The sequence below is a fragment of the Streptomyces sp. DS1-CR2 genome (assembly GCF_055760475.1).
The window spans coordinates 6,168,008-6,183,687 of sequence record NZ_CM147085.1 but is presented as its reverse complement, the minus strand read 5'-3'; the positions used below and the strand labels follow the sequence as shown (position 1 = coordinate 6,183,687).

Annotated in this window: 14 protein-coding genes; 4 read left to right on the top strand and 10 right to left on the bottom strand. The window is 71.4% G+C overall.

Annotated features, from left to right (window positions below; genetic code table 11):
- Nucleotides 1-57: 57 nt before the first annotated feature.
- Entirely contained in the window at nt 58-450 is a 393-nt protein-coding gene (locus tag ACY0PA_RS29500) for a winged helix-turn-helix transcriptional regulator (RefSeq protein ID WP_326773929.1), read from the top strand.
- Here the strand turns inward: ACY0PA_RS29500 and mutM are convergent.
- From mutM to ACY0PA_RS29455, 9 genes are all read right to left on the bottom strand, one after another.
- On the bottom strand, nt 417-1,283 hold the full coding sequence (gene mutM / locus ACY0PA_RS29495) for a bifunctional DNA-formamidopyrimidine glycosylase/DNA-(apurinic or apyrimidinic site) lyase (RefSeq protein WP_473080565.1): 867 nt from the start codon (nt 1,281-1,283) through the stop codon (nt 417-419). The genes ACY0PA_RS29500 and mutM overlap by 34 nt on opposite strands.
- 88 nt (nt 1,284-1,371) lie before the next feature.
- Nucleotides 1,372-2,172, bottom strand: a complete 801-nt coding sequence (gene rnc / locus ACY0PA_RS29490) for a ribonuclease III (protein WP_100595043.1) — start codon at nt 2,170-2,172, stop codon at nt 1,372-1,374.
- A 19-nt stretch (nt 2,173-2,191) separates the two neighbouring features.
- Nucleotides 2,192-2,365, bottom strand: a complete 174-nt coding sequence (rpmF, locus tag ACY0PA_RS29485) for a 50S ribosomal protein L32 (protein WP_030361955.1) — start codon at nt 2,363-2,365, stop codon at nt 2,192-2,194.
- Nucleotides 2,366-2,367: 2 nt separating this feature from the next.
- Nucleotides 2,368-3,003 carry a YceD family protein gene (locus ACY0PA_RS29480; protein WP_326778516.1) on the bottom strand — a complete coding sequence of 212 codons (636 nt, stop codon included), beginning with the start codon at nt 3,001-3,003 and terminating at the stop codon, nt 2,368-2,370.
- A 152-nt stretch (nt 3,004-3,155) separates the two neighbouring features.
- On the bottom strand, nt 3,156-4,247 hold the full coding sequence (locus tag ACY0PA_RS29475; protein ID WP_473086471.1) for an ATP synthase F0 subunit B: 1,092 nt from the start codon (nt 4,245-4,247) through the stop codon (nt 3,156-3,158).
- Nucleotides 4,248-4,320: 73 nt separating this feature from the next.
- Nucleotides 4,321-4,800 (bottom strand): pantetheine-phosphate adenylyltransferase, encoded by a 480-nt coding sequence (gene coaD, locus ACY0PA_RS29470; RefSeq protein ID WP_227300596.1) that lies wholly within the window; start codon nt 4,798-4,800, stop codon nt 4,321-4,323.
- 26 nt (nt 4,801-4,826) lie between these two features.
- Nucleotides 4,827-5,429 (bottom strand): 16S rRNA (guanine(966)-N(2))-methyltransferase RsmD, encoded by a 603-nt coding sequence (rsmD, locus tag ACY0PA_RS29465; protein WP_473080564.1) that lies wholly within the window; start codon nt 5,427-5,429, stop codon nt 4,827-4,829.
- 58 nt (nt 5,430-5,487) lie between these two features.
- The gene (recG, locus tag ACY0PA_RS29460) at nt 5,488-7,707 is read right to left on the bottom strand and encodes an ATP-dependent DNA helicase RecG (protein WP_473080563.1); all 2,220 of its coding nucleotides are present in this window, start codon (nt 7,705-7,707) and stop codon (nt 5,488-5,490) included.
- Nucleotides 7,708-7,933: 226 nt separating this feature from the next.
- Nucleotides 7,934-9,607 (bottom strand): DAK2 domain-containing protein, encoded by a 1,674-nt coding sequence (locus tag ACY0PA_RS29455; RefSeq protein ID WP_473080562.1) that lies wholly within the window; start codon nt 9,605-9,607, stop codon nt 7,934-7,936.
- A gap of 247 nt (nt 9,608-9,854) precedes the next feature.
- Here ACY0PA_RS29455 and rpmB point away from each other — a divergent pair, with 247 nt between their 5' ends.
- The 3 genes from rpmB (at nt 9,855) to ACY0PA_RS29440 (ending at nt 14,532) form a co-directional block, all read left to right on the top strand.
- The gene (rpmB, locus tag ACY0PA_RS29450) at nt 9,855-10,040 is read left to right on the top strand and encodes a 50S ribosomal protein L28 (protein WP_003951095.1); all 186 of its coding nucleotides are present in this window, start codon (nt 9,855-9,857) and stop codon (nt 10,038-10,040) included.
- A 179-nt stretch (nt 10,041-10,219) separates the two neighbouring features.
- The gene (locus ACY0PA_RS29445) at nt 10,220-13,240 is read left to right on the top strand and encodes an AfsR/SARP family transcriptional regulator (RefSeq protein ID WP_473080561.1); all 3,021 of its coding nucleotides are present in this window, start codon (nt 10,220-10,222) and stop codon (nt 13,238-13,240) included.
- Nucleotides 13,241-13,275: 35 nt separating this feature from the next.
- A complete protein-coding gene (locus ACY0PA_RS29440) occupies nt 13,276-14,532 on the top strand; it encodes an FAD-dependent monooxygenase (RefSeq protein WP_473080560.1) in 1,257 nt (418 codons plus the stop codon).
- Between the two features lie 5 nt (nt 14,533-14,537).
- On the opposite strand, the gene ACY0PA_RS29435 is transcribed toward ACY0PA_RS29440, so the two are convergent.
- The gene (locus ACY0PA_RS29435) at nt 14,538-15,503 is read right to left on the bottom strand and encodes a thiamine-phosphate kinase (RefSeq protein WP_100595034.1); all 966 of its coding nucleotides are present in this window, start codon (nt 15,501-15,503) and stop codon (nt 14,538-14,540) included.
- Nucleotides 15,504-15,680 lie beyond the last annotated feature (177 nt).

The following is a 15,680-nucleotide window of genomic DNA, read 5'->3' as shown; positions in this document are numbered from 1 at the left end:
CTAACCATTGGTTAGCGCACCCCAGAGGTTCGCGCTGCACCGGAGTACGCTTGCCGCATGGAATCGAGCGGCAGCGACCTCGCGTACGACGTGTTCTCCCGGCAGTGCCCGTCCCGCGGCACCCTCGAGCACGTGACGGGCCGCTGGGGAGCGCTCACGCTCGGGGCGCTGCACGAGGGCAGCTTCCGCTTCAACGAACTGCGGCGCCGCGTGGACGGCGTGAGCGAGAAGATGCTGTCGCAGACCCTGCACGCGCTGGAGCGCGACGGCCTGGTGCACCGCGAGGCGCAGCCGACCAACCCGCCACGCGTGGACTACGAGCTGACACCGCTCGGGCGCGAGGTCTCCGAACGGCTCCTGGCCCTCATCCAGTTCGTCGAGGGCCGGATGGACGACGTGCTCGCGTCGCGCGCCCGTTACGACGCGGACGGGGCGCGCGGCGGCCGCTGACAGCGCGGGCAGAAGTAGCTGGAGCGGTTCATCCAGGGGCGCCTGCGAATGATCGTGCCGCAGCGTCGGCACGGCTCGCCCTCGCGCCCGTAGGCGTCGAGCGAGCGGTCGAAGTAGCCGGACTCGCCGTTCACATTCACGTAGAGGCTGTCGAAGCTGGTTCCGCCGACGTCGAGGGCCGCGTTCATCACGTCCCGTACGTGGCCGAGGAGTTCGGCGGTGCGCGGGCGCGTGAATCCGGTGGTCGGCCGCTCGTAGTGGAGCTTTGAGCGCCACAGCGCCTCGTCCGCGTAGATGTTGCCGACGCCGCTGATCAGCGACTGGTCGAGCAGGGCCCGCTTGACGGTCGTACGGCGCCTGCGCAGCGCCTCGTGGAACGCGGCGTCGTCGAACTTCGGGTCCAGTGGGTCGCGCGCGATGTGCGCGATGACGTCCGGCAGCCCGTCGGGGCCGGTCTCGTGCAGCGAGAGGCCGCCGAAGGTGCGCTGGTCGATGAAGCGCAGCTCCGTACCCAGTTCGTCGGCGAAGCGGACGCGGATGCGCAGATGCTTCTCGTCCGGCGCCTCGGCCGGCTGCACCAGGAGCTGTCCGCTCATCCCGAGGTGCGCGAGGACGGCGCCGCCCGTCGGCTCCAGCGGCAGCCACAGATACTTGCCGCGCCGCTCGGGTACGCCGATGCGCTGGTCCTTCAGCCGGTTCGCGAAGTCCTCGCCGCCCCCGATGTGGCGGCGCACGGCGCGCGGGTGCAGGACCTCGACGTCGGCGACGGTGCGGTGGGCGACCCAGCGCTCGAGTCCGCGCCGTACGACCTCGACCTCGGGCAGCTCGGGCACGGTGTCTCCTTGTGAGGGCTCAGATGCGAAACGAACGATGCCGACCGCCCCTCAGGACGGTCGGCACCGGACAGTTCGGATGCGGGCGTCAGGCCGACGCCGAGGAGGAGTCGGCGTTCCCCTCGGCTGCCACGGTGGCCTCGACGGCGTCAGCCGTCTTCGCCGCCTCGGCGCGCTCGTCGGCAGCCGCGCGGATCGCGCGCCATGCCGATTCAGCGGCCTGCTGCTCCGCTTCCTTCTTGCTGCGGCCGGTGCCGGTGCCGTACGAGACGCCTCCGACGCGGGCGGCAGCAGTAAAGGTCTTCTCGTGGTCGGGGCCGGTCTCCGAGACCAGGTACTCGGGAACGCCGAGCCCCTCGGTCGCGGTGAGCTCCTGGAGACTGGTCTTCCAGTCCAGGCCCGCACCCAGATTCGAGGACTTCTCGATCAGGGGATCGAAGAGACGGTGGACGAGTTCGCCCGCCGCGTCCAGCCCCTGGTCGAGATAGACGGCGCCGATCACCGCTTCGAGCGTGTCGGCGAGGATGGATGCCTTGTCCCGGCCGCCCGTGCCCTCTTCACCCCGGCCGAGCCGGATGAAGGAACCCAGGTCGAGCCCACGGCTGACCTCCGCAAGTGCACGCGAATTGACCACCGCGGCCCGCAACTTGGCCAGCTGGCCTTCGGGCAGGTCGGGGTGGGTGGTGTACAGCGTGTCCGTGACGACGAGGCCGAGCACGGAGTCCCCGAGGAACTCGAGCCGCTCGTTCGTCGGCAGACCGCCGTTCTCGTACGCGTACGAGCGGTGGGTCAGTGCACGCACCAGAAGGGCGGACTCGAGCTTGTACCCGAGCCGCCCTTCCAGAAGCGTGTGGGACGAGGCATTGTCCGTCTTGTTCGACTCAGACATTGCGCCTCTCACCAGCCGCTCAGACCTCGAGGACCTGGCGCTTGTTGTAAGTGCCGCAAGCGGGGCACGCGATGTGCTGCAGCTTGGGCTCCTGGCAACGCTCACACGAAACCAGAGTGGGGACCGCAGCCTTCCACTGCGACCGGCGGTGGCGCGTGTTGCTGCGCGACATCTTCCGCTTCGGAACAGCCACGGCTACTTCTCCTGCTTCTCGTCGACGCCAGGTTCGGCGCCGCTCATCTCGTCCTTCTCGCCGTCCTGGATGGTCCCGGCGAGTCCCTGCAGTGCCGCCCAACGGATGTCGACGGCGTCGTGGTGGTGGTCCGGATCGTCCGCGAGCCGAGCTCCGCACTGGGAGCACAGACCCGGGCAGTCGTCCTGGCACACCGGCTGCATCGGCAGTGCGAGCACCACCGCATCACGCAGCACAGGCTCGAGGTCGAACATGCCGTCCTCGAGAAAGAGCCTGTCCTCGTCTTCCTCGGCGTCGTCGGCCGGTTCCGCGGTGCGGCCCCGGTCGTCGGCGTCAGGGTACGAGAACATCTCCTGGAAATCCGCGTCGACCTCAAGGCCTAGCGGCTCCAGACACCTTACGCACTCCCCCTGAGCCGATGCACGGGCGGTGCCTGTGACAAGCACCCCTTCCATGACCGACTCGAGACGGACCTCGAGCTCCATCGGCGCGCCTTCCGGCACTCCGACGACCCCTTCGATACCGAAGTCCTTGGGGGCGTCGACCGTGCGGGTCAGCCGCTGCTGGGCACCAGGACGCCGTCCCAGCTCGTGCGTATCGAACACGAGAGGGTTGCGGTGGTCGAGGTGCGTACTCAGGGCTGGTCCTGCCTTCGGTCTTCGATGCTCACGTTGTTCAAGCTGCTCAAGGGGATCGCTGCCCCGAATGAACCCGGGCAGCTGTGATCGCGGACGTACGCGCGACCGAAGAACCAGGATACTGGACCTTTCGCTCACGGCCCAATCCGGAGTCAGCGCCCCTGTTCGTACTGCCTCAGCTGCTCCGTGCTGATCATGCTCGTGTCGAAAAGGCTGGTCTCGTCGAGCGCCGCCGGCTCGTGCGCCACCTGCGGCTGCGCGTAGCCGGCCTGACCCTGGTCGTAGCCCTGCTGCGGGTGCTGCTGATAGGCGTACGGGTCCTGCTGCTGGTACGCGTACGGGTCCTGCTGGTACACCGCGTACGGATCCTGCTGGCCGTAGGGCTGCTGCTGGTGCTGCTGGTACCCGTACAGGTCCTGCTGCGGGTCCTGCTGCTGCGTTGCGTACACCGGCTGCTGGGCCGGGATCTGCGGGGTCTGGATCTGCGGGGCCTGGGGGACCTCCCGGTCCGGCTCCGCGGGGGCGTTGCCGATCTCCGCGAGTCCGGCGAGGTAGTCGGCGTCGCTCGTGTGCCGGCCGCCCGCGCCGTCCGCGCCGAGGGTGCCCAGCTCGTCGCTGGCGACCCGGCCCTGGAGCGTGTGCCGGCCACGGCCGACCGCCTCGAGGGTCTTGGCGAGGACCGCCTCGAAGGCGCCGAGCTTCACGTCCACGTACGCGTCGGCGTCGCGGCGCAGGGTCTCGGGGTCGTGGCTGCGCTCGGGGGCGTCCTCGTCCTCGTAGCCCTGGGCGTCGACGCCGGGGCCGGTGCCGAGGAGCTTCTCGCGGCCGCGGCCCACGGAGCCGAGGGTCTTGGTGAGGACGACCTCGAAGTTGGCGAGCTTGGAGTCGACGTAGTCGTCGGCCTCCGCGCGGATCTCCTCGGCCTCCTTGCGGGCCTCGGCGAGGATCCGCTCCCCTTCGTCCTGGGAGCGGCGGGCGACCTCGGTGTCGGAGATCAGCGAACCGCGCTCGGCGTGCGCCGTCTCGATGATCCGGTCGGCCTCCTGACGCGCCTGCTCGACCATCTGCTCGCGCCCGCCGATCAGCTCCTCGGCCTGCGCGAGGGAGCCGGGCAGTGCCTGGCGCACCTCTTCGAGCATCGCGAGCAGGTCGGCGCGGTTGACCACGCACGAGGCCGACATGGGCATGGACCGGGCATTGCCGACCGCGGCGACGATCTCGTCGAGCTTCTTCTGCACGTCCACCGTGTGCTCGCCACTCTCTACAGGGGTGTTGGAGACGGACAAGGCGACTGTACGGCCAACTGGCGCCCGGATGTCACTTCTTGGGGAGGCGCTGGGTGAGCGCCTCGAAGACCGCCGGCGGCACCAGGTGGGAGACGTCGCCGCCCCAGGCCGCGACCTCCTTGACCAGGGACGAGGACAGGAAGCTGTACGTCGGGTTGGTGGGGACGAAGAGGGTCTCCACGCCCGTGAGGCCGTTGTTCATCTGGGCCATCTGCAGCTCGTAGTCGAAGTCGCTGACGGCGCGCAGGCCCTTCACGATGGCCGGGATGTCGCGCTGCTTGCAGAAGTCGACGAGCAGTCCGTGGAAGGACTCGACCTCTACGTTGCCGAACTCGGCGGTGACCTCGCGGATCAGCTCGATCCGCTCCTCGATCTCGAAGAGGCCCTTCTTCGACTGGTTGATCATCACCGCGACGTGCACGACGTCGTACAGCTTGGAAGCTCGGCCGATGATGTCGAGGTGGCCATTGGTGATGGGGTCGAACGACCCCGGACAGACGGCGCGGCGCAACGTGAGTCCCTCGCTCTCCGGTCCGGTCACGGTGCGTCCTCGCACGTGACGGTGCTCTTCAGGGCGGCGCGACCGTACCAAAACGTTCCCTCGCCGTAGCGACGGGACCTCAGTGCCTCAAATCCGTCCGGCCATGGGAAAACGCCGCCCCTGGTGCTTCGCTCCACGGTGACGAGCGCTTCGTCCGCGAGCCAGCCCCCGGAGGCGAGTGTGAGCAGAATCTCCCGAAGATCGTCGTCGGAGACGGCGTACGGCGGGTCGAGAAAGACCAGGTCGTACGGGGTGGCGGGAGCCGGACCATGAACGATCTGTTCCGCTTTGCCCGCTCTGACCTCGGCGCCGGGGAGGCCGAGAGACTTCACGTTCTCGCGGATCGTGCGGACCGCGCGGGCGTCGGCCTCCACCAGGAGCGCGTGCCCCGCGCCGCGCGACAGCGCCTCCAGGCCCACGGCGCCCGAGCCGCCGTACAGGTCGAGCACGCGCTCGCCGTCCAGGGGGTCGCCGCCGAGCAGCGACTGCCAGGTGGAGAAGAGGGCTTCGCGCGCCCGGTCGGACGTGGGGCGGGTGCCGTTGCCCGGCGGGACGGACAGGCGACGTCCGCCGGCCCGGCCGGCGATCACGCGGGTCATCTGAGTCCTAGTGGAGAAGGGGAAGGGGTTGAGGGGACGTGCGGGGACCTCCAGTTTGTCAGCCCTTGTCGAGGTACTGCTCGCGCTCCTCGTCCAGGAGCGCGTCCAGGGCCGTACGCAGGCCCGGCAGGTGCTCCAGATCCGGGTCGGCGGCGACGACGGCCGTGGCCTCCTGGCGGGCCTCGGCGATGATCTCCTCGTCCTCGATGACGGCGAGCATGCGCAGGGACGAGCGCACCCCGGACTGGGCCTGCCCGAGGACGTCGCCCTCGCGGCGCTGCTCCAGGTCGATACGGGAGAGCTCGAAACCGTCGAGCGTGGCGGCCACGGCGCCGAGGCGGGCGCGGGCCGGGCTGGCCTCCGGCATCTCGCTGACGAGAAGGCACAAGCCCGCCGCCGAGCCACGGCCGACACGGCCGCGCAGCTGATGGAGCTGGGAGACGCCGAAGCGGTCGGCGTCCATGATCACCATGGCTGTGGCATTCGGCACGTTCACCCCGACCTCGATGACCGTGGTCGCGACCAGGACATCCGTCTCGCCCGCGGCGAAGCGGCGCATCACCGCGTCCTTGTCGTCGGGCTGCATCCTGCCGTGCAGAACCTCCACCTTCAGCCCGCGCAGGGCGCCGTGGACCAGCTCCTCGGCCACCTCCAGAACGGCGAGCGGAGGCCGCTTCTCGGCCGCGTCCTCGGCGGACTCCTTCTTGGCCCCCTTGCCCTTCTTCCCGCCCTGCTCCTCCTCGTCGCCGATGCGGGGGCAGACGACGTACGCCTGATGCCCGTTCTCCACCTCCTCGCGTACGCGCTCCCAGGCGCGCGCGAGGAAGTGCGGCTTGTCGGCGGCGGGCACGACATGGGTGGCGATCGGCGAGCGCCCCGCGGGCAGCTGGTCGAGGACGGACGTCTCCAGGTCGCCGAAGACCGTCATCGCGACCGTACGGGGAATGGGGGTGGCCGTCATGACCAGCAGGTGCGGGGGCTGCTTGCCCTTGCCGCGCAGGGCGTCGCGCTGCTCGACGCCGAAGCGGTGCTGCTCGTCGACGACGACCAGACCCAGATCGTGGAACTGGACCTTGTCCTCGATCAGGGCGTGCGTCCCGATGACGATGCCCGCGTCGCCCGTGACGAGGTCGAGAAGGGCCTGACGGCGGGCCGCGACGCCCATGGAACCGGTGAGCAGGACCACCTTGGTGGAGTGCTCGGCGCCCCCGAGCATCCCGCCCTCGGCGAGCTCGCCCATCATCTCGGTGATGGAGCGGTGGTGCTGCTGGGCGAGGACCTCGGTCGGCGCGAGCATCGCGGCCTGTCCGCCCGCGTCGACGACGGCGAGCATGGCGCGCAGGGCGACCATGGTCTTCCCGGAACCGACCTCTCCCTGGAGCAGGCGGTGCATCGGGTGTTCGGTGGCGAGGCCGTCGAAGATTTCCTTGGAGACCTTCTGCTGGCCGTCGGTGAGGGTGAAGGGGAGCTTCGCGTCGAACGCCGTGAGCAGGCCGTCCTGGCGGGGGACGCGGGCCACGGCGGGCAGCTGCGCGTCGGCGAACCGCCGCCTGGCGAGGGCGACTTGGAGGACGAACGCCTCGTCCCACTTGAGGCGGGCGCGGGCGTCGGCGATGTCCGCCTTCGTGTCGGGCCGGTGGACCTTCAGGAGTGCTTCGGGCAGCGGGACGAGGCCGCGGCCCTCGCGCAGGGAGTCCGGCAGGGGGTCGAGGGCCTCCTGGGCGCTGGGCAGCACCATGTCGACGGCCTTGGCGATCTTCCAGGACTCCAGCTTGGCGGTGGCCGGGTAGATCGGGAGGAGGGCGCCGGCCCAGGAGCCGATCGCCTCGTCGGCCCCGCCTGCGTCCAGGGTGTCGGCCCGCAGCAGCTCGTACGCCGGGTGCGCGAGCTGCATCTTGCGGTTGAAGACGGAGGCCTTGCCCGCGAACATCGCGCGCGTGCCGGGCAGGAGGTCCTTGTGCGGCTTGTGGATGCCGCGGCCGAAGAAGACCAGCTGGAGCTGGCCGCTGCCGTCCGTGATGGTCACTTCGAGGCGCTGGCCCGTGCCGCCGTTGAACTTCAGGATGCGGGCGCTCGCCACCTGGGCGACCACGGTGACGTGCTCGTCGAGGGGCAGGTCGGCGAGGCGGGTGAGCTCGCCGCGCTCCGCGTATCTGCGCGGATAGTGGTGGAGCAGGTCACCGACCGTGTGCAGGCCTAGGTGCTCGGCCATCACCTTCGCGGTGGCGGGACCGAGCGCTTTCTTCAGCGGTTCTTCGAGCGCGGGCACGGAATTCATTTCACACCATGGCTCTGACATCGGCGGCTCTCGATCCCGCAATCCGGGGGTACGGGCGTCGGCAAGGCACCGGAGTCGCGGCATGCCTCTCGGGCACCGGGCAGGGCTTGTCCGTCATGCATCCGCATCAGCGCATAAGTGAAAAGCCATCGCGTCCACGCGACGGCGGAGTCACTGCACACCACGCCACTGATCTTGATGCTCAGGCTGGTCGACAGGTGCGCTCTCACTCCACGCCGATGAGCATGAGCGCCGAGTTCCGCCCGCCCCGGTAGACCACGGTGTCGACGGCCAGATACGTCTCGCGTACGTGCCGTTCGAGCCGCTCGGCGACCTCGTCGGGCACGTCGTCGCCGAGGACGAGGGTGACCATCTCGCCGCCCGCGGCCAGCATCCGGTCGAGGGTCGTACGGGCCGTCCGCGTGACGTCTTCGCCGATCACGGCGACGTCCCCGTCGATGAGGCCGAGGAAATCCCCGGCCTGGCAGATGCCGGCCATCGTCCACGACTGCCGCTCGGCGACGGCCAGTTCGGCGTAGCGGGTCGCGCCGGCCGCCGACGTCATCGCGACGACGTCCTCGTCGAAGCGCCGCTCCTTCTCGTGGACGGCGAGCGCGGCGATGCCCTGGATCGCGGACCGGGTGGGGATCAGGGCGACCCGCACGCCTTCGGTACGGGCCTGCTCGGCCGCGGCGGCGGCGGTGTGGCGCAGCTCGGCGTCGTTCGGCAGGAGCACCACCTCGCGCGCGTGCGCCCGCCGGATCGCCTCGACCAGTTCCCCGCTGCCGGGCGCCTCGCCGGGCCGCTCGGGTACGACCGTGGCGCCCGCCTCGCTGTACAGGCCGGCGAGCCCCTCTCCCGGGACCACGGCGACGATCGCCCGCTGGACGGGTTCCCCGGTGGGCGCGGAGCCGGTGGCGGGGTGCTGCGTCATATGGGCGTCGCCGACGGCGAAGTGCGTGATGCGGATGCGGTACGGGCGGCCGGCCTCGACGCCCGCCTCGACGGCGGCGCCCGCGTCGTCGACGTGCACATGGACGTTCCACAGTCCGTCGCCGCCGACGACGACGAGGGAGTCGCCGAGGCCGTCGAGCCGGGTCCGCAGCCGCGCCACGGCCTGGTCGTCGGCCTCCAGGAGGTAGATGACCTCGAAGGCGGGCCCTTCGCCGTCCGCGCACTCGTGGGGCTGGTCGGCGGCCACGCGCGCGTGGTGCACGCCCCGGACACCCAAAGGCGCCACCGGATCGCCCGACAGCGCCTCGGTCAGCGCGCCGAGCACGGCCACGAGCCCGCGCCCGCCTGCGTCCACGACACCCGCGCGCCCCAGGACCGTGAGCTGCCCCGGCGTCGCGTCGAGCGCCACGCGGGCACCGTCGTACGCGGCACGGGCCACGTCACCGCAGTCGCCGCCCGGCCCGCCGGAGATGTCGGCGGCGTCCGCCGCGGCGGCGGCCACCGTCAGGACCGTGCCCTCCACGGGGTGCGCGACCGCCTCCCGGGCGGACTCGGCGGCCCGGCGCAGTGCGCGCCGCAGGCCGTCCCCGTCGGCCCTTTCGCTGTGATCCGCCGCACCGTCGACGTCGCCCGCGAGCACCTGGGCCATGCCACGGAGGAGCTGAGCGAGGATCGTTCCGGAGTTTCCGCGGGCCCCTATCAGGGCTCCATGGGCCATCGCGTGGACGACGTCGGGCAGCGCGGGCGGTGCGGGTTCGAGACCCGTGAAGACGGCTTCCACGGCCTGTACGGCGGACTCGACGGTCAGGTACAGATTGGTGCCTGTGTCCCCGTCCGCGACGGGATAGACGTTGATCGCGTCGATCTCCTCGCGGTCCCGCCCGAGCGCCTCCAGGGCCAGCGCGCACCAGGCGCGCACCGCGTGGACGTCGAGCACCTGCGGCACCTGCGCCTCCTAGAGCAGCCGAACTGGCATCGCAGCGTAGACCCCGGAGGGGGTTCTTCCGGAAGAGGGCCCGGGACGGCAACCGGGTCAACCATGGTAGTTTCGTTCTACCGAAGCAGCCGTTGTATGCTGCTCCGGTTGCCCGATATCCATCGGGCCTTCCCCTGGCACCGCCACTCAGATCCTCCGATCCGATCCCGGCATGCCGGGATCAACCGTAAGTGCATCTGAAGTCTTGGAGTGACCCGTGGCTGCCAACTGCGACGTCTGCGGCAAGGGGCCGAGCTTCGGCAACAACATTTCGCACTCGCACCGCCGTACGTCCCGTCGCTGGAACCCGAACATCCAGCGTGTGCGTGCAGTGGTCGGGCGGACGCCGAAGCGGCTCAACGTCTGCACCTCGTGCATCAAGGCCGGCAAGGTCTCGCGCTGACGTAACGCGTAGCGCGGCCACCTAGCTGGTTGCTTGAAGGACCGGTCCCCTCGGGGACCGGTCCTTTTTTATGCCGTGAAGAGTCCGGGCTCATTATCGTGAAGAGTCCGGGCTCTTTATGTCGGGAAGAGTCCCCGCTCTTCATGTCGGGAAGTGTCCCGGCTGCCACAATCGGCCCAATGCGCTTCGGCATCCTCGGCCCCCTCGACGTACGCGCCCCCGACGGCACCCCGCTGGACCCCGGCGGTCCGCGTCCGCGCGCGCTGCTGACGCTGCTGCTCCTGGAGGCGGGCCGGACCGTTCCCGCCGCGCGCCTGATCGACGGCCTGTACGGGGACGAGCCCCCGGCCGGCGCCGCGAACGCGCTCCAGTCCCAGGTCTCACGGCTGCGCAAGCGGCTCTGTCTCGATATCGAGGCGACCCCGGCGGGCTACCGGCTGGCCGTCCGCCCGGACGACGTGGACGTGCACCGCTTCGAGCGGCTGGCCGCCGAGGGCGAGCGGTCGCTCTCGTCCGGGGACCCTTCCCTGGCGTCCGCACTCCTCGGGGAGGCGCTCGGGCTCTGGCGCGGATCCGCGCTCGCCGATCTCCCCGCCGCCTTCGGCAGCCGTCTCCACGAGATCAGGCTCACCGCCGCCCAGACCCGTATCGAGGCGGAACTCGCGCTCGGCTCGGGTGGCGGTCTCGTCCCTGAGCTGCGGGACCTGATCGCCGCACACCCCCTCAGCGAGCGTCTCTACGGTCAGTTGATGCGCGCCCTCCACGCGGACGGGCGGCCGGCCGAGGCGCTCGCCGTGTACGAGGAGGTGCGCCGCGTCCTCGCCGACGAGCTGGGCGCCGATCCGTCGGCGGAGCTCTCGGCGCTGCATCTGGAACTCCTTCGGGGGCGGGAACCCGCGCGCGGGCGGGGCGTTCCCGCGCAGCTGACCCGATTCGTCGGGCGGACGGACGAACTCTCCCGGATCGACGCGCTGCTCGCGGGGTCCCGGCTCGTGACGCTGACGGGTCCCGGCGGGGCGGGCAAGACCCGGCTCGCGGCCGAGGCCGCGCGGGAGCGAGCCGACGTGTGCTGGGCCGAGCTGGCGCCCCTCGCCGACGGGGAGCAGATGCCGTACGCGCTGCTCACGGCGCTTGGGATGCGTGAGGGGTTCCGGGGGCCTCAGGGGGATCCGGTCGCGCGGCTGATCGACGCGCTGGAGGGGCGCGACGTGCTGCTCGTGCTCGACAACTGCGAGCATCTCGTCGACGACGCGGCCCGCACCGCGGTCGTGCTGCTCGGCGCGTGCCCAGGGCTGCGGATCCTCGCCACGAGCCGGGAGGCGCTCGGCATCACCGGTGAGGCACTGTGCCCGGTGCCGCCACTCGCGGCCGGTCCCGCCGCGCGCCTTTTCATGGACCGGGCGGCCGCAGTACGGCCCGATGCCGATCTGCACGCGCGCGTGGAGGCCGTTCACGGGATCTGCGAGGCCCTCGACGGGCTGCCGCTGGCGATCGAACTCGCCGCGGCCAGGCTGCGGACGCTCACCGTGGACGAACTCGCAGCCCGCCTCGGTGACCGCTTCCGGCTGCTGTCCCGCGGCGACCGGACCAAGGCGCCCCGGCATCGCACGCTGCGCGCGGTCGTCGAGTGGAGCTGGGAGCTGCTCGACGAGGAGGAGCGGGATCTCGCGCGGCGGATGGCCGTGTTCGCCGGAGGGTCGTCCGGGGGCGCGACGCTCGCCGCGGTCGAGGCCGTGTGCGGGGTGCCGTACCCGGAGGACCTGCTGGCCTCGCTCACGGAGAAGTCCTTCCTGGAGGCGGCCGGCGGGCGCTACCGGATGCTTCAGACCATCCGCGCGTTCTGCGCGGAGCACCTGGCCGCCGAGGGGGAGCTGCCGCGGCTGCGGGACGCGCACGCCGCGTACTTTCAGGGACTGGCGGCGCAGACGGAGCCGTATCTGCGCGGCGGCGGGCAGCTGCCGCGGCTGGCCGCGCTCGGGGCCGAGCAGGACAACCTGTCGGCGGCCCTGCGCCATCTCGTGTGCGCGGACCCGCATGCGGCGCTGCGGCTGATGGCGGACCTGTCCTGGTTCTGGCGGCTGCGCGGGCTGCACGGCGCGCATGTGCCGCTGGCGCGCGAGCTGCTCGCGGCGCTCGGGGACGAGCCGCCGCAGGACCTTGCCGAGGAGTACGTCCTGTGCGTGATCAACACGGTCACGGGCGAGGGCAACGACCCGCGTGAACCGGAGCGCCTGGCGCGCGCGGAGGCCGTGCTCGCATCCCGTGACCACGCGCTGCGGCGGCCGTTCGTGGTGGTCCTGTGGTCGGTGGCGTACGGGCCGCAGCACGCCGTCCAGGAGCGGGTGCGCCGGCAGGTCGGCGAGGCGCCCTGGGGGCTCGCGCTGCTCGATGTCGGCCTGGGCTTCCAGGAGTGGTTCGCGGGGCGCCCCGTCACGTCGCAGGAGCATTTCGAGCGGGCGCTCGACGGCTTCCGGGCGACCGGGGACCGGTGGGGCATGGCCAACTGCCTTGATCCGCTGGGCATGTTCGCGGACTGGCGCGGCGACCGGGAGCGGGCCCTGGCGCTCCTTGACGAGGGTCTCGCGCACGTGGCCGCGCTTCAAGCCCCTGAGGAGACCGCCGATCTGCTGCACCGGCGCGCGTACGTGCTGCTGCATCAGGGCCAACTCCGGGACGCCGCCGACCACTTCACGCGCTCTGCCGCGATGGCGCGTACGGCGGCCGTCCCCGACAAGGTGGCGAGCGCGCGGCGCGGGCTCGGCGATGTGGCGCGGATCGGCGGGGACACGGAGCACGCGCGCGTGCACTACGAGGCGGCTCTCGAACTGTGCGCAGCGAACTGGTTCAGCGTCGGCGAGACCGTGCGGACCCTCATCGGTCTGGGCCGCTCCGCCCTCGCCGCGTCCCGGCCCGACGAGGCCCGCGACTGGTTCGAGCAGGGCCTCGCGCTCTGCGACGGCCCTACGCGTGGACTCGAACTCGCGGATACGGCCGAGGCGTTGGCCTCCGTGGCGCAGGATCCGCGCGAGGCCGCGGTGCTGCTCGGGGCCGGTGCGGGCCTGCGCGGCCGCGCGCTCGCCGGGGACCCGGACGTCGCCCCCGTAGAGGCGCGGGTCCGTGCGGCGCTCACTACGGAGACGTACGAGAAGGCGTTCGAAGAGGGCCGGGCGATGCGGTCAGCGGCGGTCAGCCGACGGTAAGCGGGCGGTCAGGGGTGCCCGCGACGCTCGGGGACATGAAGACCACACACACCGCGTACGCATCGACCCGACTGTCCCACCTCGACGTCCTGGTCTCCGGCGCCAGCGTCGCCGGTCCCGCCGTCGCCCTCGCCCTGTCCCTGCACGGAGCCCGTGTCACCGTCGTCGAGAAGGCCCCCGCCCTGCGCGATGGCGGATTCGCCGTCGACTTCCGCGGCTGGGTGCACCGCACGGTCCTGACCGCGCTCGGCATTCACGCCGACATCCACGCGCGCCAGACCCACATGGGCCGCCAGACGGTCGTCGACGCCGACGGCACCCCGCGCCTCGATCTGCCGGCGGAACTGATGAGCGGCGACGTGGAGATCTTCCGCGGCGACCTCTCCCGCATCTTGCACGAGCACAGCAGGGACTCTGTGGAGTACGTCTTCGGTGACTCGATCGCCACCCTGACCCAGGACGACGACGGGGTCGACGTCACCTTCGAGCGCGCGGCGCCCCGCCGCTTCGACCTCGTCGTGGCGGCCGACGGACTGCACTCCCCCACCCGCCGTCTCGTGTTCGGCGACGAGTCGCGGTACCTGCGCTTCCTCGACCACTACGTGGCCGGCTTCGGCATCCCCAACCACCTGGGCCTCGACCGCACCGGCTGGCTGTACAGCGACCCGGGCCGGGCGGTCTCCGTCAGCAACTACGACGGTGACCCGGACCGTGCGGGCGCGCTCCTGGTGTTCCGCTCCGAGCCCCTCGACCACGACCGCAGGGACGTGGACCAGCAGAAGCGGATCCTCGCGGAGCGGTTCGCGGGGATGGGCTGGGAGGCGCCGCGGGTCCTCAAGGCGCTGGAGGACGCGGACGACCTGTACTTCGACGCCATCGCGCAGATCCACGTCGACCGGCTCACCAAGGGCCGCGTGGTCCTGCTCGGCGACGCCGGGTACGGCGCCACGATGGGCGGCATGGGCACCGGCGTCGCGATCGTCGGCGCGTACGTCCTGGCCGGTGAACTGGCGCTGTCCGGCGGTGATCACCGCACCGCGTTCGCCGCCTACGAGGCGCAGATCGGGGACTTCGCGAAGGGCTGCCAGAAGATCTCGGGCAACGCGGGCCCCTTCTTCGCCCCGCCCACCGAGCGGAAGATCCGCAGCCGCGACCGGATGTACCGGCTGCTCAGCTCCCGCCTGATGGCCGGGTTCTTCAAGCGCCTGACGGAGAAGGCCGCGACCGCACTCGACCTGAAGGACTACCCGGCCCTGCTGGACGCACCGGCCGCCGTCGTGCGCAGCCGGTGAGCCCGTCAGGCCTCGATGTCCCCGAAGTGGTCCCAGCCGCCCTTGTTCGTCCAGGGCGCGCCGTCGACCGTCACCTGGGGCAGCGCCGACGGGTTGAGGACCTCGCCGATCACCTTCCAGCGTGCGGGCAGCTTCACGTCCGGCGGGAAGGTGGCCACGATCGCGTGGTCCTCTCCCCCGGTGAGCACCCACTGGATGGGGTCGACTCCGACGGCCTGCCCGATGTCGTTCATCTGCGAAGGCACGTCGACCTTGCCGGACTTGATGTCGATACGGACCTTGCTGGCCTCCGCGATGTGCCCCAGGTCGGCGATGAGGCCGTCGCTGACGTCGCACATAGCGGTGGCGCCGAGCCCGGCGGCCGCGGGGCCCGCGTGGTACGGCGGTTCGGGCCGGCGGTGGGCCTCGACGAAGGCGCGGGGCGAGCGGAAGCCGCGCGAGAGGACCGCGTGCCCGGCCGCGGACCAGCCGAGCCAGCCGGTCACCGCGACGACGTCGCCGGGCTGTGCGCCGGCGCGCGTGACCGGCTCGTGGTTGCGCATGTCGCCGAGCGCGGTGATCGCGACGGTGATGGTGTCACCGCGAACGACATCGCCTCCGACGACCGCAGCGCCCGCGACCTGGCACTCGTCGCGCAGGCCGTCCATCAGCTCGTTCGGCCAGCTGGCGGGGAGTTCGGCCGGGACCACGAGGCCGAGCAGGAGCGCGGTCGGGACGGCGCCCATGGCGGCGATGTCCGCGAGGTTCTGCGCGGCCGCCTTGCGCCCGACGTCGTAGGCCGTGGACCAGTCGCGGCGGAAGTGCCGCCCCTCGAGGAGGATGTCCGTGCTCACGACGACCCTGCGGTCCGGCGCGGCCACCACGGCCGCGTCGTCGCCCGGGCCGAGTCGTACGGCCGGGGTGGTGGTGAGCCGGGAGGTGAGCTCTCGGATGAGCCCGAACTCGCCCAGCTCGCCGACGGTGCCCTTCATGCGCGTACTGCCCCTTCTGCCCCGGTCCGCTTGCGGTCGCGAGCCGTCTCTGTCATCGGTACGGTCATTGTCGTGGGCGGGACCGTCCGGTTGACCGGTGCCCGCCGTCCGTAAGTCGCAGTGTGTACGCCACAGCCACCGCAGGTCTCCCCGCGGCGAGCAGCGACGCGATACCGT

Bases quoted from the DNA above. Each gene is read 5' to 3' on its own strand.
- ACY0PA_RS29500 (WP_326773929.1), top strand. From the start codon at position 58: ATGGAATCGAGCGGCAGCGACCTCGCGTACGACGTGTTCTCCCGGCAG.
- rnc (WP_100595043.1), bottom strand. From the start codon at position 2,172: ATGTCTGAGTCGAACAAGACGGACAATGCCTCGTCCCACACGCTTCTG.
- rsmD (WP_473080564.1), bottom strand. From the start codon at position 5,429: ATGACCCGCGTGATCGCCGGCCGGGCCGGCGGACGTCGCCTGTCCGTC.
- recG (WP_473080563.1), bottom strand. From the start codon at position 7,707: ATGAATTCCGTGCCCGCGCTCGAAGAACCGCTGAAGAAAGCGCTCGGT.
- ACY0PA_RS29445 (WP_473080561.1), top strand. From the start codon at position 10,220: ATGCGCTTCGGCATCCTCGGCCCCCTCGACGTACGCGCCCCCGACGGC.
- ACY0PA_RS29440 (WP_473080560.1), top strand. From the start codon at position 13,276: ATGAAGACCACACACACCGCGTACGCATCGACCCGACTGTCCCACCTC.
- ACY0PA_RS29435 (WP_100595034.1), bottom strand. From the start codon at position 15,503: ATGAAGGGCACCGTCGGCGAGCTGGGCGAGTTCGGGCTCATCCGAGAG.